The sequence below is a fragment of the Mesorhizobium sp. 01N446 genome (assembly GCF_056399285.1).
In genome coordinates, this window is record NZ_JBFTRA010000002.1 from 880,747 (window position 1) to 905,354 (window position 24,608).

Consider the following 24,608-nt stretch of genomic DNA (forward strand, 5'->3'; position numbering starts at 1 on the left):
ACCCCGCTGCTTCGCAGCGACTCTCCCCACAAGGGGGAGAGTGAAGATTACCCCGCGATCGCCATCGGCACGGCGCTCTTGTTGGGGATCTGGATATCGATCTCCAGCGTCGACATGGTCTCGCCGCGGTCCATCGAGACCTGCAAATAATCCTGGTCGATCTGCACATGCTTGGCGATCACGGCCATGATCTCCTCGCGCAGGATGGAGACGAGGTCGGGCTGGCTGCGGTTGCGGCGCTCATAGGCGAGCAGCACTTGCAGCCGCTCGCGCGCCACCGGCGCGCTGGAGCGCCGCCTGAAAAGGTCGAACACGTTCATGCCGCCCTCCTTCCCAACAGACGGTCGAGGAAACCTTTGCGCTCGAAGGGGACGACGACCGGCAGATCCTCGCCTTCCAGCCGCCTTGCGGCGTCGATATAGGCCTTGGCAGCCGTGTTGAGCGGCTCCGACAGCGTCACCGGCGCACCGAGGTTGGACGCGCGCAGCACATCCTGGCTTTCCGGGATGATGCCGAGCAGCGGCACCGACAGGATTTCCAGCACATCGTCGATGCTGAGCATTTCGCCGCGCGCGGCGCGCCCCGCGTCATAGCGGGTGACCAGCACGTGCTTGGCGATCTGCTCGCCCTGTTCGGCGCGCATGGTGCGGGCGTCGAGCAGGCCGATGATGCGGTCGGAATCGCGCACCGACGACACTTCCGGATTGGTGACGATGACCGCCTCGTCGGCAAAGCGCATGGCGAGCTGCGCACCGCGCTCGATGCCGGCCGGGCTGTCGCAGAAGACATAGTCGAACACCGAGCGCAGCTTGTCGATGACTTCGCCGACGCCCTCTTCCGTCAGCGCGTCCTTGTCGCGCGTCTGCGAGGCCGGCAGCAGGAACAGCGTGTCGACCCGCTTGTCGCGGATCAGCGCCTGCGAAAGCTTTGCCGTGCCCTGGATGACGTTGACGAGGTCGAACACCACGCGGCGTTCCGCGCCCATGATCAGGTCGAGATTCCTGAGGCCGACGTCGAAATCGACCAGCGCCACCTTCTTGCCGGTCTTGGCCACGGCGGCACCGAGCGCCGCCGTCGAGGTGGTCTTGCCGACGCCCCCCTTGCCCGAAGTGACCACCACTACCTTGCCCATGGAAAAAGCCTCCGTTGTTATCCGTTGTCCCGGGCCGGCTTGCCGGCCTTCAGTCGGCCGCACCGGCCAGTTTTCTCAGTCGGCCGCCCTGACGGCCGTTCTCAACTCAAAGTCTCGACGCGCAGGCCATCGCCGTCGAGGAAGGCCTGCACCGGCTTGCCGCGCGACACCCCTTCCATCTCCTCGGCGGTGATGTACCAGCCGTCGACCGACAGAAGCTCCGCCTCGTTGCGGCGGCAGAAGATGCGCGCACTGGTGTTGCCCAGCGCACCCGCCGAAGCCCGCCCGCGCAGCGTGCCGTAGACATGGATCGAGCCGGCGGCGACGATCTCCGAACCGGACGCGACCGAGCCGAGCACGATGACATCGCCATGCGCATGCATGATCGCCTGGCCGGAGCGGATCGGCGCCTTGATCATCAGCGTGCCCGAATCGTAGTGCGAAACCTGCGGCTCGCTTTCCCCGGTCTTGCTTGCGCCAGCCTTGCCCTTGGCAACGCCGGCGTCCGCCCGTGCGTCCATGCCGTGGTCCCTGCCCTCGGCGGCCTTGCCTTCCCTGCCGGAACCCTCTTGCCCGCCCTTGCGGCCAGGCAGCAGCCCCTCCGTCGTCGCCTCCTTGGCGCCGACCAGCAGAGGCGGCAGCTCGGGCCCGAGCGCAGCCCCTTCCAGCTCGATGGCATAGATGCGGATGCCGCGCGTAAAAAGCTCCGCCACAAGTGCCGCGATCTCGCTCGTCTGCGGCTTCAGCACATTCAGATCGAGCAGCACCGGCCGCCCGGCAAAATAGCCCGGCGAGTTGCCGATCCAGTGATCCAGCCCCTGCAGCCACTCCACCATGGGCGCTTCCGGGGTCAATGTGAAAGCGACGAAAGAACGGGCACGAAAGCGAATGGATTTGGCCTCGAGGGGAGCGGCAAAGGTCACGGCTGGCGAATCCTTACTGAGAGGTAAACGCTAGCGAGGGAATGGTTAACGAATGGTTAACGAGGGGTGGGCAACCGGGCAGTCTTCGCGAAATTGGAAGGTCGGTCAAACGCCAGTTGCGGCCGCTGCCAGCGACACTTTGAATGTCCTAATAGAGGCCGAAAGCAGGCCGTCCGGTATCCGACTGCACCCGGAGACAAGCTGCCGTTTAGCTTGTGGCCCTATAACAAACGTTGGAGCACTGTTGAATTACCGCGTCAGACGTGGGCTCTGGTGAGGCGTTGCAATACCGCAGACAAGCTCAGATTCGTGCCTTAGCCCGCACGCCTCCACCATTCGACGGGATGGTAAGTTCGTTGGTGAGATAAGCTCGTAGACGTGGGTCGCGTTGAGATCGCGGAATACGCTGACAATCATACGCGCGTTGACATAGCTGCCCAGCCCTTTACCCCGCTGCGCTTCCGCCACAGCAACAAGCCCGCCCCAAGCATATTGGTGATAGGGGCTGAAGGAGTTGTGTGGCAGGTAGCCGTGAGCCGCTGCCACTACAGTGCCGTCCTTTTCACCAATCGTCACAGTGGATGCGGGCCCCACGCCGCCCGTCAGCATTGAGCCTGAAAACGGCACCACGCCCGCATCATTCATAAGGGTCTGAATTCTAGCCATTTCCCTACCCTGCGGGTCGGCCGGCCGCTCAAGTTCCCTAAATTCGTCCGGTAGACCATGTGACAGGATTGCCTCCGAAGCTGCGAGAGCGGAATGGCGATCAGCGAGGAAAACGTCCCATCTATCGAAGCGGAAACCCTGCGCTTCCAAATGGGACTGTAGCTTGTCCGCATTGCTGGATGGGATAGAAGCCACAGACGCCGTCGCGATCGAGAAATTCAGCAATCCGTGCCCAGCCCAGTCGCTCGGGGTCGTCGCAGCCCATGGTACGCCCTGTCTGGCAGGCACCGGCTGTTACGTTGATGAACTCAGCACTCGCCTCCGCCTGGGCCTGCAGGCGCTGCTGTATCGGCGTGCCGAAATAGCCTGTCATGATTGTTCCCTCCGAGGGGTTCAACCTACCCAGAGAGAAATAACTTGCCAAGCAACCGTCGCCACGAACGCTAGCCGTCCCATCGCAAACATGCGGAGCCATACGTATGGCCACGGCGCCTCAGCCGTCCCGTCGGTTCGGTAATTGGCACGGCCACCGGTTTCATCACGATGTATTGTGTCCGATCTAATCGGACACGCTATGGTCCACAAGCTAGGATCGCATCGAAATTTGCAATCAACGAGTCGGCGACGCGGTCGAGGCGGCAGGAGTTGTCAGCGTTGGCGACGGTGCAGCCCTCGTCGCCGGCGCAAAGCCGCCATGTACCAATTAGAATCAAGATTAAATGGGTCATGCAAGCCTACGGCACCTCGCCATCGCGATCGTCAAAGGCAAGCACCTGCCCCTCACCGCCGCTTGAAATACTGCACCTCCCGCTCATGCTTCTCCGCCGCTTCCCGCGTCTCGAACGTCCCCAAATTCCGCCTCTTCCCGGTCTTCTCGTCCTTCTTGCGGGAATAAAGCCGGTATTTGCCGTCCTTGAGTTTGCGGATCATCTCAGCCCTCCCTGATCAGGATTTCCGTTTGCTCCTTATGTTCCGCGCGTGCTCCACCGCCGCGCGGTCGGTGCCCAGGCGGTCGAGCAGCGCTTGCGCTTCGTCGCCCGAAATGCCGGTGCGGATGGCCAGTTCCTCGACCTCCAGCACGTCGGTGCTGGCGATCTCGCGCGGCAGCGCGTCGTCGGCTGTCGGGGCGGCTTCCCTGTCGATCTCGGCCTCGGCCCGGTGCCAATGATGCTCGGGATCTCCGCCGCCTTCGCGCTCCCAGATCTGGTATGCGCGCTTCTGGATCTTCTCATGCCGTTCGTCGCCCATCGTCGTTCCTCCTTCGTGTCGGGGAGGAACGCCGAGCTTGCGCGAATGATCCAAAAAATTTGCGTGATCGCTGGTCCGGGTGAAACGGCAAGGTTTGTACCCTACGGCGCCCCCTCTGGCCTGCCGGGCGTTCGTCGTTCGGAAAGCCAAGCAATTGGCTTTCCGTCCGCTACGCGGACCACTTCTCACCCCCTTGTGGGGAGATTGGCTGTCACATCGGCTTTCGCCAATCTCCAGGACTGGCGGTAAGATGCACCAGTCAGCACACAAGATGATCCAGGCGGCGCCCGCCGCCTGGATGCCGGCCGTGCTGGACGGCCTTGATATCAGTGGCCCCAGATGCCCTGGCCGTATTCGGCCGGCATGTCGAGGTTCGACTGTCCCGCCGCGCCGCCGGTGATGCTCTGCGTGACGCTCGGGTCGACCGCCTTGGAAGACATCATCGAATGGGTGGTCGGGTAGCTGCCGGCGGCCGGAACGAAGTCCGAGCCGAAATGGTCGCTGCCGGCAAAAGCCATGCCGGAGGCGAACAGGAACGCAGCAGCAGTCAGAATGATCTTCTTCATTTCAAGTCTCCATCTCTTACAAGTTGACATCGGCCTCGACGCGCCGCCCGCATCGCGTTCATGAGGCTGTATGTTCATGGTTCCGGGCGAAACCGGCCAACCGCGACCCTCACCGGATCCCTGCGGTTGCAGGTTTCAGCGCACTCGGTTTGTGTTGCGCTGTTGGCGGTTTCAATAAGGGGCTGGTGTTTGAGCCAGCGTGGGTGCCGGCGTGGTAAGACCCGCCGAAAGAGTGGAATTTTGCGTGGAATGCGGCAGCAAAGCGCTGTGCGCGGCGCCTATTATTCGCACTGGCGCCTGGGTCCGCCGGAATAGGGCTGGTAGCTGTTGTCTTCGGGACGGTAGGAGCGGTAGCGGCTGAAGCAGGATTGGACGTGGTCGTCCGAAAGGTCGGCTGAGGCAACCAGGGGCGCGGCGCCGCCCTCGACATAGCTGACTTCGGTGGGCTGCTGCGCGGCCTGTTCGGCGGCGGCGGTCGTGTCGAGATAGGGCGAGACGCAAGGGCGCTGCTGGCCGCTGTAGGACATGTAGCTGTTGTCGTCGGGATTGTAGGAGCGATAGCGGTCCGCGCACCAGCTGACATGGGCAGCCGGCAGCCTGGCCTGTTGTTCACGCGCGCCGGGCGCCGCGCCTGCATTGGTCGGCTCTAGCGATGCCGCCTGCACCCTGGCTCCGGCGTCGGGTGCTGCGGGCTGCGCGGCGGCCACCCGCTCCAGGCCCAGCGAAGCCTTGTCGACAGGCTGTGCGTCCTTGGTCCACAGCTGCGAGACGCTGTCGGCGGGCCTGGCCTCATGCACGGGCTTGGCGACAATCACCCAGGCGGCAAAGGCCAGCCCGCTGGCGAAGACCGCAAGGGTCAGGACAAAGCCTGCGACCAGTGCCAAAACCGCTTTCATCACACACTCCTTGAGCCCCAGCTAATAGAATGCGGAGCACCGGGACTGGTTCCAGCGGGCGAGCATTTGGCTCGGCCAGCCAACCGGAGCGGCACGCCGATGCGCAAGGCAGGCCTTGCCGCCTCAAACCGGCAGCCGCACATCCACGGAGAATTCGTTCTCAACGGCCAGCAACGCCTTGACCATCTCCTTGTCGCGCAGGCGCTTTTGCAGGGTGCGGGCGAGCAGCCAGTCCAGCGAGATCCGGCCGGCGCCAACGGCGGCCAGCACGAACATGCCGCCTGCGATCGCCAGATCCTTTTCGAAGTGCAGCAGCTCGTTCTGGCTGGCGAAGTTGGTGTGAAACAGCAAGGCCGTGGCCAGGCAGAACAGGCCGAGCCCGATGCCGCCCAGCCGCGTCAGCATGCCTGATGCCACCGAGAGCCCCGCCCCCAATTGCAGGGCGATGGTGGCGACGAACAGCGGCAGGCCGACGCCTTGCGCCGCCATCGCTCTGGCGGCGCCGTCGAAATGGGTGGCCAGCGTCACGCCCTCATGCAGGAAGATGAAGGACATAAGCAGGCGGCCGACAAGCAGGGTCACGTCCCTGATGTGGTATTTCGTGGCGAGGCCGGTGAGCTTCGCGGCGACTTCGTTCGGTGTCATGGGTCAGGCTCCGATTTTTTGAGACAGGCAGGCGCCGCGCTCGCCGTGCTGGGGCGGCGCCTGCCCGATGTGATCTTTGAAAAGGCCGGAGCCGGCTCGAGGGAGAGCGCCGGCTCCGGCAATGGGCGCCAGCCACGAGCGCCCAAACTGGTGGGATAGGTCTGTGCCAAGGCCCCCTCATCCGGCCGCTTCGCGTCCACCTTTGCCGGGGCGAGTCGCGGGCCTCGCCCGTCCTTCGGACCCCCTGTGGGGGAGAAGAAACGAGCATCGACGCCGGCGCCCTCGTCTCCCCTCGGGGAGAGGTCGGATTGCCCCGAATTGCCCTTCGCAATTCGGTCTTGGCAATCCGGGTGAGGGGGACCCTACTGCGTCACCTTGGTGTCGATGGCCTTCTGCAGGTCGGAAAGCTCCTCGCAGCCGGCGGGGCAGAGTTTCTGCAGCGAGGCCAGCTGCTCCTTGGCCTTGTTCATGTCGCCGGTCTCGACATAGAGCTCGCCCAGATATTCGCGGGCGGCCTTGTGGTCGGGCTTCAGCTCCAGCGCCTTGTTGTAGTAGGTCAGCGCAGTGGTGAAATCGCCGGTCTTGCGCAGCGTGAAGCCGAGCAGATTGTAGACGTCGGCCTGCTGGTTGTCCTGCGCGAGGTCGCGCAGATCGGCCAGCGCGCCCTTGTAGTCCTTGGCGGCGATCTTGGCCTGGACGGCGGTGAGGTCGGGTGCGTCGGCGCCCTCGATATCATCCACCGCATAGGCCGGCATGATCGTTGCGACGGGAACGACGGTCAGCACGGCAATGGCGCCGAGCAGGCCGAACAGGGCGTTTCTGCCCAAGAGAAGCTGTTTCATTGTCTTACTCGCTTGGTTTGGGTTGCCGCGTTCAAACTTGAACCGGCGTGAAGCCGTAGGCATTGCCGTCCTTGACGAAGACGCCGGTGCCGGGGAACGGGAAGTGCGACCCGGAAATGCGGATATTGTCCGCTATCACCCGGTCGATGATCTTGTGGCGCGTGGCAATCGCGGTCGGCCCGTCCTGGTCGTAGGCGCCCTGCCACTCCGGATGCGGCGCCAGAAGTGCGGGCACATACATGGTGTCGGCCGAGATCATCAGCTGCTCCTTGCCGGAATTGGCGAGGTACACCGAATGTCCGGGCGTGTGGCCGGGGGCGGCGATGATCTGGATGCCGGGCGCCACTTCCGCGCCGTCCTCGACCAGCTTCCAGTTCTTCCATTTCGGAAAATTCTCGGCGATGCGCTTGCCCGCCGGCTTGCGGCCCTCGGGCAGCTTGGCCAGCCGGCTTGGATCGGTCCACCAATTGTACTCGGTGGCGTTGACGATCAGCTCGGCATTGGGGAACACCGGCGTGTTGGTGCCTTTCTCCATCAGGCCCCAGACATGGTCCGGGTGGAAATGCGAGATCATGATGGTGTCGATCGCATGGTAGTCGATGCCGGCGGCGGCCATGTTGGCCGGCAGGTGCGTGGCGTTGGCCTGCCACTGGCCGACGCCCGAGCCCGCATCCATCATGATCAGCTTGCCGCCCATCTTCAGCACGACCACGGTGAGCGGAATGGGCATGAAGTCGGTGGTCAGCCCCGCCTTGGCGAGTGCGGCCTTGGTGTCTTCGACCGAGACATCCTTGATGAAGGCGGGGTCGTGCGGCTTCTTCCAGATGCCGTCATAGATGGCGGTCACCTCGATGTCGCCGACCGTGTATTTGTAGAAACCGACGGTCGGCTCCACCGGGGTCTCGGCAAAAGCGGGGCGGGTGAATTCGAGCTTGCCGGCAAGGCCTAATGCGGCAGCGGCGGCGGCGGATTGAAGCACTGTGCGGCGTGTCATGCTGAACATTGTGTGGTCTCCTGTGGGTTGCGGTGGCGGCAAGAAAATCGCGGAAGGAGCGACGGAGGGCCACGCCACATGGCCCCCCGTCCTGATCGCGGGCCGGGTCGGGACCTCGAGGATGCCCCGCCCTGAACTCAGCGGCCCCAGATGCCCTGGCCGGGTTCGCCCGCATCAGTTTTGGTCGCCGGCCGGCCCGGTCCGGTCGTCACCCTGGTGTCGACGGGGGCCGTGTAGGGGATCGACGCGGTGGCATTGGTGTCGACGGAAGCGGCAGGCTGGTTGGCAGCGTCGGCGCCGAAATGGTCGCTGCCGGCAAAGGCGGCACTCGAGGCAAGCAACATCGCAGCCACGCTGAGAGCGAGCTTGGTCATTTGATAAATCCTTGTTTCGTTTCTTCGGGTCGCGGGCCGGATTGGCCCCGCTGAGATGAAGACCCGGCAGGGCGTCGCTTTATTCCCGGGGGGTGCGAGATTTTTTTGGAAGGTGGCCAGCAGTCGATCATCAGACCAATCGTCGAAGTCGGCGCTGCCCCTCACCTGCCTGCCGGGATCCTCTCCCCGTATAGTGACGGGGAGAGGGACGCTGCCATCGATGGTTTCGCCAATCACCAGCGTTGCAAGAGGACGCCGGCGTCGCTGCCTTCTCCCTTCTCCCCGTCACTATACGGGGAGAAGGTGCCGGCAGGCGGATGAGGGGCGGCGCCGGCATCTGGTAAATTCCCGGCTCACCCCAGCACACAAAAACAAAAAAGGCGCCGGCGCAGCGCGCCGACGCCTTCAACAATGCACCTGCCCTACCCGCCTACGGACAGGTCTTCTTGCCGCACACCGCGATGCAGATCGCCGGGTTCGAACAGGTGTAAGTCTTCTTGGAGCTGCTGCCTGACGATGAGCTGCCGCCGCCGGAGGCGGCGAGCTTGCCGGACCCGTCCAGCGCCTTCATGTCGCGATTGCTCGCGCTGATCTTGCCGCAGATCTCGGCGCCGCAGACCGCCTTGCAGATCGCCGGGTTCCAGCATTTGTAGGCCGCGAAGACCTCGGTTGGAAGAAGGGCGCAGAAGACCGAGATGCCCAGGATCCATCTTTTCGCCGCACGCATTGTTGCCTCCACTGGCCAGTTTCCGATGTCACGGAGACCCGGCCCCCCAGCCTCCGTTCCCGCACATGCCTCATGCAGCGCGTCCGCCGGCGCGACTATGCGGATGCCAGGGCATGGGCGTATCGCGCTGGCGGCACAGGCGCATGGCACTGGCGGAACAGGCGCCTCACTGCGCCAGGCCGGCGCGCACCTCGGAAGGCGTCATGCGATAGCGCGAGCGGAACTGCCGGTAGAAGGTCGACGGCTCGACCAGCCCCGCCTCGAAGGCGAGATCGGCGATCGGCCGTGCCGCGAAAAGCGGGCTGGCAAGCTGCCGGTGGATGCGTTCCAGCCGCCTTTGCATGACATAGTCGGAAAAGCCCTGCCCCTCCTCGGCGAAAAGCCGCCTGATGTAGCGCGGGCTGATACCAAGGCTCCGGCCGGCCATCTCCGCCGACAGCCGCGCCTTGTGCAGATTCTCCTTGATGTAGGCTTTGATCGCTTGCATGCGCGCGGCGCGGACGCCGCGCCCGGCGACCACCTCACCCGCCTCGCGGCTGGCGCCGACCGCGGCCGCGAACAGATCGGCAATGTGCTGGGCCGCCAGCGGCGAGAGTGCAGCACTCATCCCGCCCTGCGCCACCGCCCTGACATAGGCCAGGAGAAGCCGCGCCTCCGGCGTGGCGGGGTTGATCGCATCGGGCGCGAGATCGCCGACATGGCGCACCAGCGGCTCGAGCGTCGACCTGTCGAAGCGGGCGCAAATGGTCCACTCGCCGTTCGGCGCCCTGGCGCGCCAGCGCCCGTCCATCGGCATGATGCAGGGCGCGCCGGCCAGTGTCTCCACCGTTCCATGGCTTGGTGTATCAAACCCCCAGCCGCCGGCGATCCAGGACACGACGAGGTCGTCATTGGCGTCCTGCCGCAGGGCTGCCGTGCGCTCCCAGGCCATCGGCGCGACCTTGCCCTCGGCCACGCTCACTCCCGGCAGCAACAGCGTGGTGGCGCTCAGATGCAGCGCGCCGCCCTGCAGCGGGGCAAGGTCCAGGCGCATGCAGATGCGGCCATAGAATTCGCGCACCGCCTCTTCGCGCTCGCGGTCGGCAATCTCGTCCGTGGACAGGACGATGACATTGTCCGGGCTGGACACCTGCGTTCGATCCCCGTTCTTCCCTGCGGTTTTCGTGCGGGCGGCAGGGACAGTTCAAGCCCTGCATGGACGCGCCGCGCGAAAGTGGCGGCATGCGCAAGGAATGTGGCCCCTGGTGCAAGATCAGCCTCGAATGTCTGCGGGTCCGGGTTCAGCGAAGCTCGCGGATCCACTGCCACAGTGTGCGGTCCGCGCCATGCTCGCGGGTCAGGCTTCGGCCTTGCGCTGCAAGCGCGCGCATTTCGCGCGGCGTCATGTCGAAGCAACGCCGGAAGGCGCGGACAAAACTCTTGCGGTGGCCGAAGCCGTAGCGGCCGGCGATGTCGCCAATGGCTTCGTGCCGGTGGCCGGGATCGACGAGTTCGGCGCGGCAGCGGCGCAGCCTCTCCTCCTGGATGTATCTGGAGAAGCCGCCATGCGGCTCGAAGAGGTAATAGAGCTTGCGCGTCGAGATGCCGAACAGCGCGGCGATTGTCTCGGCGCTGAGATCCCGGCCGGTTACATGCCTGTCGACATGGCGGCGGATTTCGCCGGTCAGTGCCAGTTGCACCGACGCGGCGTTCTCCTCCGCGACAGTCGAATTGATCGCCGCGGCGGCGAGTTCCAGCGTCGGCCTGGTCACCGCCTCGGCATTCCTGCCGCCCATGGCCGGCGCTGCCTGGTAGAGGCTGATGAGATGGCCACGCAACAGCGCCGTCAAAGGCGCATTGCCGGGGACGACGCGCAGATTGTGCTCGTCGGGCGCCTTCAGCAGCGGCGCCAGCAGGCGGCGCGGCATGGTCAGGTTGAGGCTGTCGATGCCGGACGTCCCTGTCGACTGGGCCTGCGCCAGGTCGGAGACGATCAGGTCGCCCGGGCAGGCCTTTTCGTCCGGCCCGCCATCGCGCCGGCCGTGGCTGCCCCGCAGGCAGAGCTGCACGGTGATCTGGTCGAGACCGTCGCGACCGATGCGGGCGCGCGAGCGGTCGAAATTCTGCGCGACGCAGCGGTAGGAACTGAGGGCGATCCCGCTGAAATGCAAGGCTTCCGCATGGAAATGGAAGCGGTCGTCGCCGCCATTGCGCAAGCGGACGTCGTAGAAGAAGCCCATGCTCTCCTGCCACAGCGCGACAGCCTGCCGGGGCGCCAGGCCCGCCGAATCCAGCACGGAACGCGGAACCCCGCGATCCGCGAGAGCCCTGCCCGGCTCCTGACCGTTGCCTGCCGCCGCCATCCGCCACGAGCCTCCGCGAACCACGCAGCATAGGCATGTCTGCCGGGCAGCGACAACACCGGCCTTGCGCGGCTCCTCCAGCCCGTTCGCACGGCCTCAGACACAATTCAGAAACAAGTTTCAACAGTTCGGAAAAACTGGCGAAAAGATCGGATGGCATAACCATCCCGCGGGGGACTGCGGATTCTTCCTTTTCGGAAGCCTCGGTTCTCCACCAACAAGGGTCAAATTGCAGCGGCTGCACAGCCGAAATGCCTGCTCGAACGGCGGCATGAACAGCCGGGCGATGCGCGGCCAGGACGAGAAAGTTTGGAAATGGATCACGGTGTCGATATCGCCGCACTCGACAGGGACACGGCAAGACTGGACGGAGAGTCCGAAACTGGTCTGGCCACGGATGGACTGGCCAAAAATAGGCTAGCAAGCGTCGATGCCCTGATGAAGGGTGCTCAGCGGCCCCTGGCCGCGCATGGCCAGATTCTGACCGGCGCCGATTTCGCCCGGGCAGGCCAGCCCGACGAGCGGCTCGATACGGTCTTCGAGCAGCTCGCCGACACATACGCCACCTTGCCGGCCGTGATCTCCGACGGACAAGTCTGGACCTATCGGCAGCTGGACAGCCGCGCCAACCAGTTCGCCCGTGTGCTGATCAAGCGCGGCGTGCGGCCGGGCCATCGGGTCGGGCTCATTCTCGACCGGTCGGCGGAAACCTATGTCGCCTTGCTCGCCGTCGTGAAGGCAGGCGCCGCCTTCGTGCCGCTGGCCACCGCCTTCCCGCAAGAACGCATGGCGCTCATCATCGAAGACGCCAGCGTCAGCCTGGTCGTCACCATCGCCAGCTATGCGTCGCGGGCCGACCAGCTGCCGGTACCCAATGTGCTGATCGACAGCGCCGCCGCCGAAATCTCCAAACAGTCCGCTGCGCCGCTGAAGCCGAACAAGACGACGGCCCCAACAGCCGTCGAGGACATCTGCTACATCCTCTACACGTCGGGCACGACCGGCAGGCCGAAGGGCGTGGCCATCCGGCACCAGAGCTTCGTCAACTTCATCCGCGTCGCCGCCGCATCCTACGGCTATGATCAGGGCGATCGCGTCTACCAGGGCATGACGATTGCCTTCGACTTCTCCTCCGAGGAGATCTGGGTGCCCTTCGTCGCCGGTGCGACCGTGGTGCCCGCGCCCGGCCAGATGCCGCTGGTCGGCGAGGAACTGGCGGATTTCCTGCGGTTCCATGAAATCACCTGCATGGCCTGCAGCCCGACGCTTCTGTCGTCGATGACATCGGATGTGCCTAGCCTGCGCACGCTGCTGGTCGGCGGCGAGGCCTGCCCGCACAATCTGGTGGTGCGCTGGTCGAAGCCGGGCCGGCAGATCCTCAACACCTATGGCCCGACCGAGGCGACCGTCACCGCAACGATGGGCGCGCTGACGCCGGACAGGCCCGTCACCATCGGCGCGCCGCTGCCCACCTACTCCATCGTCATTCTCGATCCTTCGCTGCCGCAACTTGCCGAGCCTGGCGAACTGGGCGAGATCGGCATCGCCGGCATCGGGCTCGCGGTCGGTTACCTCAACCGGCAGGACCTGACGGAACAGAAGTTCATCCCCGATTTCCTCGGCCTGCCGAACAACCCGTCCAAGCGCATCTACCGCACCGGCGATCTTGGCCGGATCAACGACGATGGCGAGATCGAGTATGCCGGGCGCATCGACACCCAGGTGAAGATCCGTGGCTATCGCATCGAGCTCGGCGAGATCGAGGCGGTGCTGCTGGACCAGCCCGAGATCGCGCAGGCTGCCGTCACCACCTGGGAGATCGAGCCCGGCCGCGTCGAACTCGTCGCCTACTACGCGCCCAAGGCTGGATCCCCGGCGCTCTCGCGGGCCGATCTCGCCCAGACGATGAAGCGGCGTCTGCCGGATTACATGGTCCCCTCCTATCTGGAGGAACTGCCGGCAATCCCGATGACGGTCTCCAACAAGGTGGACCTTCGCCAGCTGCCGAAGCCGACAAGCGTGCGGCTTTCCGCCAACCGGGAAATGGTTGCGCCCGGCAATGACGACGAGCGCTTCCTGGCCGAAGCCCTGGCCACGGTGCTGAAATTCGACGAAGTGTCGGTCGAGGACAATTTCTTCGACGATCTCGGCGCCAACTCGCTGCTGATGGCGCATTTCTGCGCCCGCGTGCGCACCCGCAAGGAATGGGCGACGACGTCCATGCGCGACATCTATCTCCATCCGACGGTGGCGCGCCTGGCCAAGCACCTCAGCGTCTCGCAAGAGATGACGGCCGCCACCAACGAGCCTGTCCTCACCCGCCAGGCATCGAACCTTGCCTACTGGACCTGCGGCATGGCGCAGTTGCTGTTCTACGGCGTCTACAGCTATGCGGGCCTGTGGGCGATCAACATCGGCCTCAACTGGATGTATGAGGCGCTCGACGATCCGCTGCAGCTCTATGTCAGATGCGTGGCGCTCTCGGCCGGCGTGTTCTTCGGCATGACGGGCTTTGCCGTCCTGGCGAAATGGGTTCTCATCGGCCGATGGAAGGCCGAAGCCTTCCCCATCTGGGGCCTGCGCTACTACCGCTTCTGGGTGGTCAAGACCTTGATCCGCACCGCCCCCGTCGTGCTGTTCCGCGGAAGCCCGCTCTACAGCTTCTATCTGCAGCTTCTCGGCACCAAACTCGGGCACAATGCCGTCATCGAATCCAAGTCCGTGCCCGTCTGCACGGACCTCATCTCGATCGGCGACAACACCATCCTGCGCAAGGAATCGATGATCCTCGGCTATCGGGCGCAGTCAGGCTATATCCACACCGGGCCGCTGACCATCGGCCGCGATGCCTTCATCGGTGTGGGCTCCACGCTCGACATCGACACCTCGATTGGCGACGGCGGCCAGCTCGGCCATTCGTCCTCGCTGCAGCGCGGGCAAAGCATCCCGGATGGCGAACACTGGCATGGGTCGCCGGCCGTGCCGACCACGGCGGACTATTGCAAGGTGCGTAATGTAAATCCTTACCAGGTCCGGCGCTTCCTCTATGAGGCCGTTCAGCTGGTGGGGCTGTTTTTCATCGTCACCCCGTTGCCATTCCTGTTCCAGAGCTATTGGGAGAACGTCGGCGACGACTACCAGGAGACGATCGGCCTGGTCGCGGTCGGCACCACGGTCACGCTTTTCGGCTATATCGCCGTGGCCTTTCTCGTGGCGACGCTGGTGCCCCGCTTGACAAATCTGGTTCTGAAGCCCGGCCGCACCTACACGCTTTACGGCTTCCGCTACTGGCTGCAGACCGTCGCCGAATTCACCAGCAACTCCCGCGTGCTGGGGCTGCTGTTCGGCGACAGCTCGGCGATCGTGCACTACATGCGGGCCATCGGCTGGAACCTCAACAAGGTGGTGCAGACCGGCTCCAACTTCGGCTCCAACCAGCAGCACGAAAACCCGCTTTTGTGTGAGATTGGCACCGAGACCATGGTGTCGGACGGCCTGTTCATGATCAACATGCACAAATCCGCCTCCGCATTCCGGCTCGAGCGGACGCGCATTGGCGAGCGCAACTATCTCGGCAACAACATCTACTATCCGCCGGATGGACGCACGGGCGACAACGTCCTGCTCGGCACCAAGGTGATGATCCCCATCGACGGGCCGGTGCGCGAGAATGTCGGGCTCCTGGGCTCGCCGGCCTTTGAAATCCCGCGCATGGTCAACCGCGACAAGGAACTCATCGCCGGCGTCGACGAGGCCGACCGACGCCAGCGCATCCCGCACAAGAACCGCCACAATCTGGTGACCATCCTTCTGTTCTTGGCAACGCAATGGGTCATGTTGTTCGCCACGATCGCGATCTGGGACCGGGCGCTGAACTACTACACCGAATGGGCTGAGGTCGCGCTGTTCGTCGCCGTGCTCCTGACCTCGGCGATCACCATTCCGTTCTACATCTTTGTCGAGCGGGCAAGCCTTGGTTTTCGCAGGCTGAAGCCGCGGATCACGACGATCTACGACGTCGACTTCTGGCGTCACGAACGGCACTGGAAGCTGGCGGATTCGCCGATCGTGCGCCTGTTCGCCGGCACGCCGTTCCGGCCGATGATCCTGCGCCTGCTGGGCGTCAAGGTCGGCAGCAGAGTCTATGATGGCGGCGCCAACCTCACCGAGCGATCGCTGGTCGAGATCGGCGACGACGTGACGCTCAACGAAGGCTGCGTCATCCAGGCTCACTCGCTGGAGGAAGGCGCGTTCAAGTCCGACTACATCCGCATCGGCAAGGGCTGCACGCTCGGACCGTCCGCCTTTGTCCATTACGGCGTCGTGATGGGCGAAGGATCGGTGGCCGACACCGATTCCTTCGTGATGAAGGGTGAGGAGCTGGAGCCCTACTCCATCTGGCGCGGCAATCCGGCCAAGCTGCATCGCTTCGTGACTCCGGTCACGGACGACGGCGCCAAGGCGCCGGCTTGACGGCCACAGAAATCCGTCTCGCCCCGGTGACCAGGGTCAATCGGGCCCTGGTCACGGCGCTGGAACTGGCGCCGGAGCAGATGGATTTCGTCGCTGGCAACGCTGCGTCGCTGGAGGAGGCGCAATCCGACGAGGATGCGCGGCCGCGTGTCATCATGGCCGGCGATCGCATCGTCGGCTTCCTCATGTACGACGCGCCGCTGGATGACGAAGAGGCGCGCATCTACCGTTTCATGATCGACCGCGCCAGCCAGGGCAAAGGCTATGGCAAGGCCGCGTTGCGCGAGGTGCTGCGCGAGATCGGCGGGCTCGGCCACATCAGGCACGTCTCCATTTGCTACGAGCCGGAGAATGAAGCGGCGCGCCAGCTCTATCGCAGCGCCGGTTTCGTGGAAGAAGGGCTCGACGAGGATGGCGAAATGATCGCCGACCTCGTCCTGCCGAGGCATGACCCTTGACGCTTCCACCCTCCCCTGAAGCCGCGTTGATGGAAGCGATGGCGGCAATCGCGCCTGCGAGCGTGCGGACCGGATGCCGGGCAATCAGCGACACGGACGAGGCCCATCTGCTGCCCGAGGAAGCGCGTTCCATCTCCGCGCGCCAGCCGGCCATGCGGCGCGCCAGCGGGGCTGCCCGCTGGATCGCGCACCGGCTGCTGGCCGATATCGGCGTCAAGGACGTCGCCATCCCGCGCGCGCCATCCGGGGCCCCGCTCTGGCCGGACAGGACAATTGGCTCGCTTGCCCATGACGACGACATGGCCGTGGCGGCGGTCGCGCCTGTAGGCAGTATCGTCTCTCTTGGCATTGACGTCGAGCCCGCCCAGCCTCTGCCAGACGACATCTTCGCGATCGTTGCAACCGGCGCGGATCGCACAGGCGCCGCGGACCAGCGGCTTGCCGGCCGCATCCTCTTTGCCGCCAAGGAAGCGGTCTACAAGGCAGCCTATCCGCTCGATCGCGAGGTGCTGGGCTACGAGGATATCGCCGTCGACCTCGACGCGGGCCGCGCGACGACGAAGACCGGCCGCAAGGTCAGCCTCGCCTACTGCGTCGCCCCGCGCGTGGTGGTGTTGGCGTTTGCCGGGAAATAGCGCACCGCCCTATTCCCCAACGATCTCCCGATAGTCCCTCACCGCGCCATCCAGCCCGCGTATCCGCCAGTTATCCCCATCGTGGGCCTCGACAGGACACGGCCCGAGCGGCACCTTGCCGCCGCCTTCCGGCAGGTCGAGCACATAGACGGGATTGCAGATGCCCGACAGGCGTGCCCTCAGCGCTTCCACCAGCGCCTGACCCTGCGCGATCGTGGTGCGCCGGTGCGCCATGCCGCGCGCGAGGTCGCCATGGTGCAGGTAATAGGGTTTTGCCCCGAGCCGGTACATCAGCTCGCGGCAGAGCTCTTCCAGCACCTCGACGGTATCGTTGACACCTTTCAGCAGAACGCTCTGATTGAGCAGCACGAAGCCCGCCTGCCGCATCGTCCGGCATGCCGCTTCCGCCGCGTCGGTGATCTCGCGGGGATGGTTGAAGTGGGTGACGACGGTGACCATCAGCCGCCCCTGCAGCGCTTCGACCAGCCCGGATGTGATGCGCGACGGCAGCACGACAGGCACGCGCGTGTGGATGCGTAAGAGCCGCACATGCGCAATGGCCTCGATGCGCGCGCGGATTTCGGCCAGTGCTGTGTCCGGCAGCGACAGGGGATCGCCACCGGTGAGGATCACTTCGCGGATTTCGGGATGATCCGCGATATAGGTCAGCGCCGGCTCCAGCGCCTCGCGCGTGTAGCCGCGGCCGATCGAGGTCAGCGATTCCTTGCGGAAGCAGAACCGGCAATAGACCGCGCATTGATAGGTCGGGAACAACAGCACCCGGTCGGCATGGCGATGCGTCAGTCGCGGCACCGGACTGAACTCATGGTCGGCGATCGGATCGCCAAGCTCGCCCTCCACCTCGTCCAGTTCGCCCAGTGACGGGATCACCTGCGCGCGGATCGGATCGGCCGGGTCGGTCCAGTCGATCAGGTCGAGATAGGCTTTTGGCGCGCGCACCTTGTGGAGGGCCGCGGCAGCTTGAGCGGCCGCGCGCTCGGCAGGCGACAGCGGCAGCCGGTCGAGATCGCGCACATGGCGCACGCCCTGGCGGACATCGTCCTGCCAGTCGGGGGCGCGCGTTGCATCTTTGAGGTCGGTCATAACAGGTCTCGGAGTTGTCGCGCGGACCTATCGGCCGGATGAGCAGCGCGGTCAACCGTCACTGGAAGCCAACGACGCAAGCCGCACTCTACGGCGCCCCCAGTACAGAGGGGGGCGTCGTATGGCACTAGCCTTCCCCAGGTCAGCGCCCACCCCTCTCGGCCATCGCCACAAAAGCACTCTCAATCGTCTCAAACTTCAACTCCGGATAAAGCACACTCGCCTCCGGCGTGTCCGTCTCCTGCGCGGTCTCGCCACGGATCCAGAACGCCCGCAGCAATCCAAGGCCGGGGACTGCCGCGATCAACCCTTCCAGTTGCTCCGCACTCATATTCACGACACGCGGCGAGCGGCCGCTGACCCGGCGCCAGAGATCGATCATCGCGCCCTGCGTGATCCTGTTCTGCGCGATCCTGATTTCGCGGCGGACGGCATTGGGATCCTCCAGCGCGCGCATGGTGACGGCGGCGATGTCCTTCTCGCTGACGAAGGTCGCCGGCACATTGCCCTGGCCATAGAGCGTCACCTCGTCCGGCGGCAGCACGGCCGAGCCGAAGCGCGTCAGGTCGCCCAGCGTTGCCACCCAGGTCGAGAAGAAACCGTTGGTGTAGATCAACGTATAGGGCAGGTCGGCCTCCCTCACCGCATCGAACACGGCCCTCTTGATGTCGAGCGGCGCGATCGTGCCGGGTGCGGCGGCGGCAAAGTCGAGCCCGAAGCCGGCGGACGGCACGAAGTGGGAGACGCCGACATCTTTCACGGCGCGCACCAGTTCCATCTCGCTGGCCGAACCGACATGCACCGAGCTGACGACGCGATCGGCCTTGCCGACGGCGCGCACGAGGCTGTCATAGTCGTCGAGGTCGCCGACATGAACCGTGGCGCCCAATTCCTTGAGCGGACGCATCCGCTCTTCATTGGCCGACGTTGCCGGTCGAACCAGGACGTGGACGCTGTCGCCCTTGCGCGCGCTGGCCTTCGCCATTTCGCTGCCCAGAAGCCCCGTCGCGCCGATGATCAAGGTGCTGGTCATATCGCCCTCCCATTGTGCAGGATGGAACCGTCCCAGTCGCGCTCCAGGCCGATGTCCTGCAAACGACGGTCGGAGAGCCGGGAAATCCGGCGCAGCACGCGGCGGCGCTCGAATGCTGCGGTGCTGCGCACGGCAAGGCCGGTCATCGCGGCACCGATAGGTCCAAGGGTCAAAGTCATGTCAGTCTCCTGTTCGCTGGGCGCAAGCCGGCCGGTGCCGCCCCAACGGGGCGAGCATGACGATCGCTCACACTATGTCTGGTCATCAGGCGCTTCGACGGAAGGAAACTTGATGTCTGTGCGCCGGTACACCCTGATATTGGGCATTTCCGGGCTGGACGACAAACGACTCTTTGTTCAGGATTTGTGAGCAACGCTCACAGGTCGAGATCATGCCGCGCAGACTGCCGCCACTCACCGCCTTGCCCGCCTTCGACGCCGCCGCCAGGCATCTGAGCTTCTCCAGGGCGGCGGAGGAGCTCAACCTCACCCATGGCGCGGTCAGCCGGGCCATCCGCAACATCGAGGACAGGCTCGGCATCCAGCTCTTCGACCGGGGAACGCGATCCGTGCGCCTGACCGCCGTCGGTGCGGCCTACGCGGTGGAGGTCGGCAAGGCGCTGGACCAGATCGCCGCCGCCACCATCGCCGCCACGCCCGACCGCTCGACGCGCATCCTGAACGTCTCCACATCGGATGGTTTCGCCGGCCGCTGGCTGGTGCCGAGGCTGCATCGCTTCCACCGCGCCAATGCCGATATCGACGTGCGGCTGGCGACCTCGGGCGTGCTGGCCGATTTCGTTAGCGACGGCATCGACATCGCCATCCGCTACGGCAAGGGCGGCTATACCGGCGTGACGGCGGAATTTCTCGCCGACGAGGAGGTCTTCCCGGTCTGCAGCCCGGAGCTGCTGGCCGGCGAACATCCGCTGCGCGTGCCCGGGGACCTCAGGCACCACAAATTGATCCACGATGCCTTTCGCATCGACTGGGCGACATGGCTGCGAGAGGCCGGCGTCGAGGGCATCGACCCCAAACGCGGCGTGCGCTTCGATTCCGCCACCTTCGCCGTCGAGGCTGCCGTGCATGGTGAAGGCGTGCTGCTCGGCCGCAGCGCGCTGGTCTCGGCCGACCTGGCATCGGGGCGGCTGGTGCGTCCCTTCGAGCTGGCGCTGAGATCGGCGGCCAGCTACCACCTCGTCTATCCCGACGGCGCGCTGCGCCAGAAGAAGGTCCGGGCCTTCCGCGACTGGCTGTTTGCCGAGGTCGCGGCTGACTGGGTGGGGATGGCCAGGAGGGAGTGAGCAGCGCCGCGCTGCCCCCCACCCCGCTGCTGCGCAGCGACCCTCCCCACAAGGGGGAGGGTGAGGAAGTGCCCACCCGTCCGCACTAATAGAGACGTGGAAAGGCAGGCTCCCTACCTCCCCCTTGTGGGGAGGTCGGACCGAAGGTCCGGGTGGGGGTCCTGGCGCAGACCTATCTGGATCTGGGTTCCTCGCTCCCCGTCGCCCGCGTCAAGGGATCGCTCCCACCTACCCCTTCGCGCGATAGGCTTCAGGTATGACGAACACCTCGTCGGCCCGGCCATAGCCGCCGTCGGCGATCTCCTCCACCAGCACCATTGTGGTGGGCCGCACGCCTTCGCCGAAAAAGTCGACGAACATGGCTGTGGTCCGATGGATGAGGTCTTCCTTCTGCGCCTTGGAGAGAGCGGCCTGCGGCAGCTTGATGTTGGCGAATGGCATGATCGTTTCCTTTTCTGTTGAGGTTGGGTTTCAGGCTTTGGGATGGAGCAGGTCGGCAAGGCCGATCCGTTCCAGGAGTTGTGCGCGCACGCGGTCGGCAACGCCGTTGACGATTGCAGCACCATCGTCAGAGGGGTCGATATGGACACGCAGCGGACGGCTGCCGTGCGGCATCGCCACGAGCTCGACGATGGCCTCGGCGACCGCGGCGGGATCGGCATCCGCCGGCTCCAGGGACGCAAGCCCCTTCAGCGCCTGCTGGTCGGCACCGGCATAGGGGCCGGACCAATAGGCGCCGGCGCGCCCGGCATCGGCGGGCGCCGCCGCGTGGTGGAAATGCTCTGTGCCCTTGGTGAAGGCGCCCGGCACGACGATGGTCGTTTCGATGCCGAAGCGGGCGAGTTCCAGCGCATAGCTCTGCGCCAGCGCATCCATGCCGGCCTTGGCGGCGAAATAGGGCGCGAGGAAGGGAGGCGTGCCGCCGCGCGTGCTGCTCGAACCGACCCAGATCATCTGGCCTCGGCCGAGGGAGCGCATATGCGGCAGGGCCGCGCGGTTGACGCGCTGTGGGCCGACGACATTGACGTCATAGAGCTGCGCCAGCTGCTCTGGCGAGAACGCCTCGGCCGGCCCGAACCCCATATGCCCGGCATTGTGGATGAGCACGTCGAGCCGGCCGGCTTCGCCGAGGATCTGCTGGATCGCCGCTTCGGCAGAGGCGTCCGAGGTGACGTCGAGCGCGATCGGCCTGAGCGCAACGTTCTCGTCCCGCGCAAGCGTCTCCATCTCGGCCGCAGCCACGCCGCCACGCGCCGAGGGGTCGCGCATCGAGGCATAGACCGTGTGGCCAGCTCTCGCCAGCGCCCGCGCCGTCATGGCGCCAAAGCCGCTGGAGGCGCCGGTGATCAGGATTGTCTGCTTCATCATTGCCTCCCTCAGATCACGCCGCCATTGGCGCGGATGATCTGTCCGTTGACCCAGCCGCTGTCCGGCCCGGCCAGGAACGCGACCACGCCGGCAATGTCGTCGGGCTGGCCGAGCCGGCCGAGCGGGATCATCTTGGCCGTAGCCTCGATCTGCGCCGCGCTCTTGCCGTCCATGAACAGCGCGGTCTCGACCGGGCCAGGCGCCACAGCGTTGACGGTGATCCGGCGCGCGCCAAGCTCCTTGGCCAGGATATGCGTCATCGCCTCGACAGCCCCCTTGGTGGCGGCATAGACGCCGTAACCCGGCTGGTAGAGGCCGACGACGCTCGAGGAGAAATTGACGATGCGGCCACCGTCGCGAAGCCGTTTTGCGCCTTCGCGCATGCCCCGGAACACGCCGCCGAGATTGACCGCGATCTGCGTGTCGAACGAAGCATCATCGGTCTGCGCGATCGGCGACAGCTTCATGATGCCGGCATTGTTGACCAATATGTCGACGCCGCCGAGCGCCTTCTCGCCGGCATCGAACAGTGTGGCGATGCCTGCGGGGTCGGCGATGTCGGCCTGCACGGCGATCGCCTTGCCGCCTTCGGCCTCGATCGCGCCGACCACCGCCTCGGCCTCGGCCTGGCCCCGCGCATAGTTGACGACGACGGCGATGCCGTCGCGGGCAAGCCGCTGCGCGATCGCAGCACCGATGCCCTTGGAGGCGCCGGTCACGATCGCGGTTCTGGTTGGGTCTGTCTGCCGGTCTGTCATGGAAGTCGCTCCGTTTTGCTGGTGACACGGATATAGATGCAGCCATCCGCCGGATAATCGGCCGCCTCTTGACATCACTATTCGGAAACTGCGAACAAAGAGCATGGATCGCCTGGATACGATGCGGCTCTTCGTTCGCGTGCTGGAGCGGCGCAGTTTCACCGCTGCCGCCGCCGATCTCGGCCTTCCCAGGTCAACCGCAACGGAAGCGATCCGCCGGCTCGAAGAACATCTCGGCGCGCGGCTTTTGGAGCGCACGACGCGGCAGGTGAACGCCACGCAGGACGGCGAGGCCTATTACCGGCGCTGCCTGTCGATCCTGGCCGAGATCGAGGATGCCGAGGCCGCCTTCCGCAACGCCGAGCCCTTCGGCCTGCTGCGCATCGACGCCAGCACGCTGCTCACCCGCACCTTCCTGCTGCCGCGCCTGCCGGAATTCCTCGCCCGCTTTCCCCGCATTGACCTGCAGATCGGCCAGAGCGACCGGCTGGTCGACCTGGTGCGCGAGGGCGTCGATTGCGTCATCCGCGTCGGCGAGCCGCCCGACAGCGGCATGATCATGCGCCGGCTGGGGATGATCCGCGAGATGACATGCGCCAGCCCTGCCTATCTCTCTGGCCACGGCATACCAGCCTCCCCCGACGCGCTTGACGGCCACCAAGCGGTCGGCTTCGTCTCGTCGCGCACCGGCGAGGTGCTGCCCTTCGAATTCACCGTCGGCGGCAAGACCCGCGAGATCAGGCTGCCGGCCCGCGTCGCCGCCAACAATTCCGACACCGCCGCGGACCTCGCCCGGCTCGGCCTCGGCCTCATCCAGGCGCCGCGCTATCGCTTCGAGAAGGACCTTGCTCAGGGTACGCTGGTCGAGGTGCTGGCCGGCTATCCGCCCTCGCCGACACCTTTGTCGGCGCTCTACCCGCAGAATCGCCAGCTCTCGCCGCGCCTGCGCGTCTTCCTCGACTGGGCCGCGCGCATCTTCGCCGAGGCGAACCTTTAGAGCAATTCCAGGAAAAGCGTGAAACGGTTTTCCGTCCGGAATTGCGTCAAACAAAGAGAGGGATGCGGCCATCGATCCGTTGCTCACAATGGGCACCTCGCCGCCATCGACCCCATCAGCAACGAAACCGTAGGTATTGAAGCAAAATGGCTCTATTCTGCGCAGTCTGGGGTCTTGGGATACGCGGATGGATTTCAGCACGGGCCACGGCTACCTCCTCATCGGCGGCCTCATCCTGGTCGGCGCCGGGCTGCTCATCCTGTCGCTGATCGTTAATCTTCGCGTCGCCCACAGCGTGCGCACCGACGTGCGCCATCGCGAAAAGCTGCTCGAATATTATCGCAACATCTTTTCACAGCTGGGCGTGATCCTGATCGGCATCGGCGTGTCGCTGTTCATCTTCTTCTTCCAGCAGAACTATCAGGACCAGCGCAGGCGCGAGACGGAGCTGCAGCAGGTCCTGGCCAAGCTCGCCGCGCGCATCGCCCGCGGCGCGCCTATAATGCAGTCGCTGGAAGAATTCGACGAGCTCTTGGATGAAGGCGGGCCCTATCTTGATCCCCATCTCGGCGGCAAGAACACCGCCGTCAGCCTCCAGGGAACAGAGCTCGGCAAACAGGCGGCCAGGATCCTGCTGGTCGAGCGCGACGTCGATCTCGCGGACTTCGAGGTGCTGAACTTGTCGCGCGATTTCGAATCCTCTTTCGTCGTCAACGAGCTCGATTCCAGGCTGTGGTTCGACATCGTGCGCGACGAGAGCGAGATCAAATACGCCACGACCCAGCTCGCCCTCGACTACAAGGACCTGCGCGACACGATCGGCGGCGATCCGGCGGAGACAGCGGTCGCCGCCCCTGAAAAGGAGCGCCGGGTCAAGCAGGAGGTGCTCGACATCTTCTACGATGCCGACCTGCTGCGCCAGYGCTCCAGGCGGCATCTGGCCCGCGCCTGCTGGCTGTTCAGCCAAGGCCGCGGCTTCGTCGGCGCGGCCCCGGTCACTGCGATCGAGGCCGATGCCAGGTCGCAGCAGGAATGGATCGAGCGGTCGAAACCGGTGTTGTCGCAGGCGAAGTCGGGCAGCGGCGACTGCTTCAAGCTGCTCCAGTTCAACCCCGCGTCCTGAG

At 65.2% G+C, this 24,608-nt stretch carries 28 protein-coding genes; 6 read left to right on the forward strand and 22 right to left on the reverse strand.

Features of this window, described 5'->3' with window-relative positions:
- Positions 1 to 47 precede the first annotated feature (47 nt).
- The 16 genes from minE to AC1DPX_RS12655 all read right to left on the reverse strand — a co-directional run bounded on the left by minE (position 48) and on the right by AC1DPX_RS12655 (position 11,289).
- Positions 48 to 320, reverse strand: a complete 273-nt coding sequence (gene minE / locus AC1DPX_RS12580; RefSeq protein WP_056571260.1) for a cell division topological specificity factor MinE — start codon at positions 318 to 320, stop codon at positions 48 to 50.
- The gene (minD, locus tag AC1DPX_RS12585; RefSeq protein ID WP_010910549.1) at positions 317 to 1,132 is read right to left on the reverse strand and encodes a septum site-determining protein MinD; all 816 of its coding nucleotides are present in this window, start codon (positions 1,130 to 1,132) and stop codon (positions 317 to 319) included. The genes minE and minD overlap by 4 nt, the downstream gene beginning before the upstream one ends.
- 101 nt (positions 1,133 to 1,233) lie before the next feature.
- Entirely contained in the window at positions 1,234 to 2,055 is an 822-nt protein-coding gene (gene minC / locus AC1DPX_RS12590) for a septum site-determining protein MinC (protein ID WP_477236981.1), read from the reverse strand.
- A gap of 249 nt (positions 2,056 to 2,304) precedes the next feature.
- Positions 2,305 to 2,721: a GNAT family N-acetyltransferase gene (locus AC1DPX_RS12595; RefSeq protein ID WP_477236983.1), complete on the reverse strand. Its 417-nt coding sequence runs from the start codon at positions 2,719 to 2,721 to the stop codon at positions 2,305 to 2,307.
- A 121-nt stretch (positions 2,722 to 2,842) separates the two neighbouring features.
- Positions 2,843 to 3,094 (reverse strand): hypothetical protein, encoded by a 252-nt coding sequence (locus tag AC1DPX_RS12600; RefSeq protein WP_477236985.1) that lies wholly within the window; start codon positions 3,092 to 3,094, stop codon positions 2,843 to 2,845.
- A 407-nt stretch (positions 3,095 to 3,501) separates the two neighbouring features.
- Positions 3,502 to 3,651, reverse strand: coding sequence for a hypothetical protein (locus tag AC1DPX_RS12605; protein ID WP_477236987.1), 150 nt, complete (start codon positions 3,649 to 3,651; stop codon positions 3,502 to 3,504).
- A 15-nt stretch (positions 3,652 to 3,666) separates the two neighbouring features.
- Entirely contained in the window at positions 3,667 to 3,969 is a 303-nt protein-coding gene (locus AC1DPX_RS12610; RefSeq protein WP_477236989.1) for a DUF2934 domain-containing protein, read from the reverse strand.
- Between the two features lie 326 nt (positions 3,970 to 4,295).
- Positions 4,296 to 4,535, reverse strand: coding sequence for a DUF680 domain-containing protein (locus AC1DPX_RS12615; RefSeq protein WP_202358740.1), 240 nt, complete (start codon positions 4,533 to 4,535; stop codon positions 4,296 to 4,298).
- A gap of 281 nt (positions 4,536 to 4,816) precedes the next feature.
- Positions 4,817 to 5,434, reverse strand: coding sequence for a BA14K family protein (locus AC1DPX_RS12620; RefSeq protein WP_477236991.1), 618 nt, complete (start codon positions 5,432 to 5,434; stop codon positions 4,817 to 4,819).
- 120 nt (positions 5,435 to 5,554) lie between these two features.
- Complete coding sequence (locus AC1DPX_RS12625) at positions 5,555 to 6,076, reverse strand: DoxX family protein (protein WP_477236993.1); 522 nt, start codon at positions 6,074 to 6,076, stop codon at positions 5,555 to 5,557.
- Between the two features lie 362 nt (positions 6,077 to 6,438).
- A complete protein-coding gene (locus AC1DPX_RS12630; RefSeq protein ID WP_199641706.1) occupies positions 6,439 to 6,918 on the reverse strand; it encodes a tetratricopeptide repeat protein in 480 nt (159 codons plus the stop codon).
- A gap of 31 nt (positions 6,919 to 6,949) precedes the next feature.
- Positions 6,950 to 7,921 (reverse strand): MBL fold metallo-hydrolase, encoded by a 972-nt coding sequence (locus AC1DPX_RS12635; RefSeq protein ID WP_477236995.1) that lies wholly within the window; start codon positions 7,919 to 7,921, stop codon positions 6,950 to 6,952.
- Between the two features lie 128 nt (positions 7,922 to 8,049).
- Positions 8,050 to 8,286 (reverse strand): DUF680 domain-containing protein, encoded by a 237-nt coding sequence (locus tag AC1DPX_RS12640; protein ID WP_202358737.1) that lies wholly within the window; start codon positions 8,284 to 8,286, stop codon positions 8,050 to 8,052.
- 430 nt (positions 8,287 to 8,716) lie between these two features.
- Complete coding sequence (locus tag AC1DPX_RS12645) at positions 8,717 to 9,013, reverse strand: hypothetical protein (RefSeq protein WP_202358736.1); 297 nt, start codon at positions 9,011 to 9,013, stop codon at positions 8,717 to 8,719.
- 166 nt (positions 9,014 to 9,179) lie between these two features.
- Positions 9,180 to 10,142 (reverse strand): AraC family transcriptional regulator, encoded by a 963-nt coding sequence (locus tag AC1DPX_RS12650; protein WP_477236997.1) that lies wholly within the window; start codon positions 10,140 to 10,142, stop codon positions 9,180 to 9,182.
- Positions 10,143 to 10,293: 151 nt separating this feature from the next.
- Positions 10,294 to 11,289 (reverse strand): helix-turn-helix domain-containing protein, encoded by a 996-nt coding sequence (locus AC1DPX_RS12655; protein ID WP_477236999.1) that lies wholly within the window; start codon positions 11,287 to 11,289, stop codon positions 10,294 to 10,296.
- A 381-nt stretch (positions 11,290 to 11,670) separates the two neighbouring features.
- On the opposite strand from AC1DPX_RS12655, the gene AC1DPX_RS12660 reads away from it, so the two are divergent.
- From AC1DPX_RS12660 to AC1DPX_RS12670, 3 genes are read left to right on the forward strand one after another with little or no spacing between them, the layout of a single operon-like run.
- Positions 11,671 to 15,828, forward strand: a complete 4,158-nt coding sequence (locus AC1DPX_RS12660) for a Pls/PosA family non-ribosomal peptide synthetase (RefSeq protein ID WP_477237001.1) — start codon at positions 11,671 to 11,673, stop codon at positions 15,826 to 15,828.
- Positions 15,825 to 16,286, forward strand: coding sequence for a GNAT family N-acetyltransferase (locus AC1DPX_RS12665; RefSeq protein WP_477237003.1), 462 nt, complete (start codon positions 15,825 to 15,827; stop codon positions 16,284 to 16,286). Before AC1DPX_RS12660 ends, AC1DPX_RS12665 begins: the two co-directional genes overlap by 4 nt.
- Positions 16,287 to 16,315: 29 nt before the next feature.
- Positions 16,316 to 16,921, forward strand: a complete 606-nt coding sequence (locus tag AC1DPX_RS12670) for a 4'-phosphopantetheinyl transferase family protein (RefSeq protein WP_477237005.1) — start codon at positions 16,316 to 16,318, stop codon at positions 16,919 to 16,921.
- A 9-nt stretch (positions 16,922 to 16,930) separates the two neighbouring features.
- On the opposite strand, the gene AC1DPX_RS12675 is transcribed toward AC1DPX_RS12670, so the two are convergent.
- The 3 genes from AC1DPX_RS12675 to AC1DPX_RS12685 form a co-directional block, all read right to left on the reverse strand.
- Positions 16,931 to 18,025: a KamA family radical SAM protein gene (locus tag AC1DPX_RS12675; RefSeq protein ID WP_477237007.1), complete on the reverse strand. Its 1,095-nt coding sequence runs from the start codon at positions 18,023 to 18,025 to the stop codon at positions 16,931 to 16,933.
- 142 nt (positions 18,026 to 18,167) lie between these two features.
- Entirely contained in the window at positions 18,168 to 19,058 is an 891-nt protein-coding gene (locus tag AC1DPX_RS12680) for an NmrA family NAD(P)-binding protein (RefSeq protein ID WP_477237009.1), read from the reverse strand.
- Complete coding sequence (locus tag AC1DPX_RS12685; protein ID WP_477237011.1) at positions 19,055 to 19,237, reverse strand: DUF1127 domain-containing protein; 183 nt, start codon at positions 19,235 to 19,237, stop codon at positions 19,055 to 19,057. The genes AC1DPX_RS12680 and AC1DPX_RS12685 overlap by 4 nt, the downstream gene beginning before the upstream one ends.
- A gap of 212 nt (positions 19,238 to 19,449) precedes the next feature.
- Here AC1DPX_RS12685 and gcvA point away from each other — a divergent pair, with 212 nt between their 5' ends.
- Positions 19,450 to 20,361 (forward strand): transcriptional regulator GcvA, encoded by a 912-nt coding sequence (gene gcvA / locus AC1DPX_RS12690; protein WP_477237013.1) that lies wholly within the window; start codon positions 19,450 to 19,452, stop codon positions 20,359 to 20,361.
- 228 nt (positions 20,362 to 20,589) lie between these two features.
- Here gcvA and AC1DPX_RS12695 read toward each other — a convergent pair whose 3' ends face one another.
- The 3 genes from AC1DPX_RS12695 to AC1DPX_RS12705 are packed head-to-tail and all read right to left on the reverse strand — an operon-like array spanning position 20,590 to position 22,487.
- Complete coding sequence (locus AC1DPX_RS12695; protein WP_477237015.1) at positions 20,590 to 20,802, reverse strand: tautomerase family protein; 213 nt, start codon at positions 20,800 to 20,802, stop codon at positions 20,590 to 20,592.
- Positions 20,803 to 20,832: 30 nt separating this feature from the next.
- A complete protein-coding gene (locus AC1DPX_RS12700) occupies positions 20,833 to 21,729 on the reverse strand; it encodes an SDR family oxidoreductase (protein ID WP_477237017.1) in 897 nt (298 codons plus the stop codon).
- An 8-nt stretch (positions 21,730 to 21,737) separates the two neighbouring features.
- Complete coding sequence (locus AC1DPX_RS12705; protein WP_477237019.1) at positions 21,738 to 22,487, reverse strand: SDR family oxidoreductase; 750 nt, start codon at positions 22,485 to 22,487, stop codon at positions 21,738 to 21,740.
- 103 nt (positions 22,488 to 22,590) lie between these two features.
- On the opposite strand from AC1DPX_RS12705, the gene AC1DPX_RS12710 reads away from it, so the two are divergent.
- Complete coding sequence (locus AC1DPX_RS12710) at positions 22,591 to 23,484, forward strand: LysR family transcriptional regulator (RefSeq protein WP_477237021.1); 894 nt, start codon at positions 22,591 to 22,593, stop codon at positions 23,482 to 23,484.
- A gap of 187 nt (positions 23,485 to 23,671) precedes the next feature.
- Positions 23,672 to 24,607, forward strand: a complete 936-nt coding sequence (locus tag AC1DPX_RS12715) for a hypothetical protein (RefSeq protein WP_477237023.1) — start codon at positions 23,672 to 23,674, stop codon at positions 24,605 to 24,607.
- Position 24,608: the final 1 nt, after the last annotated feature.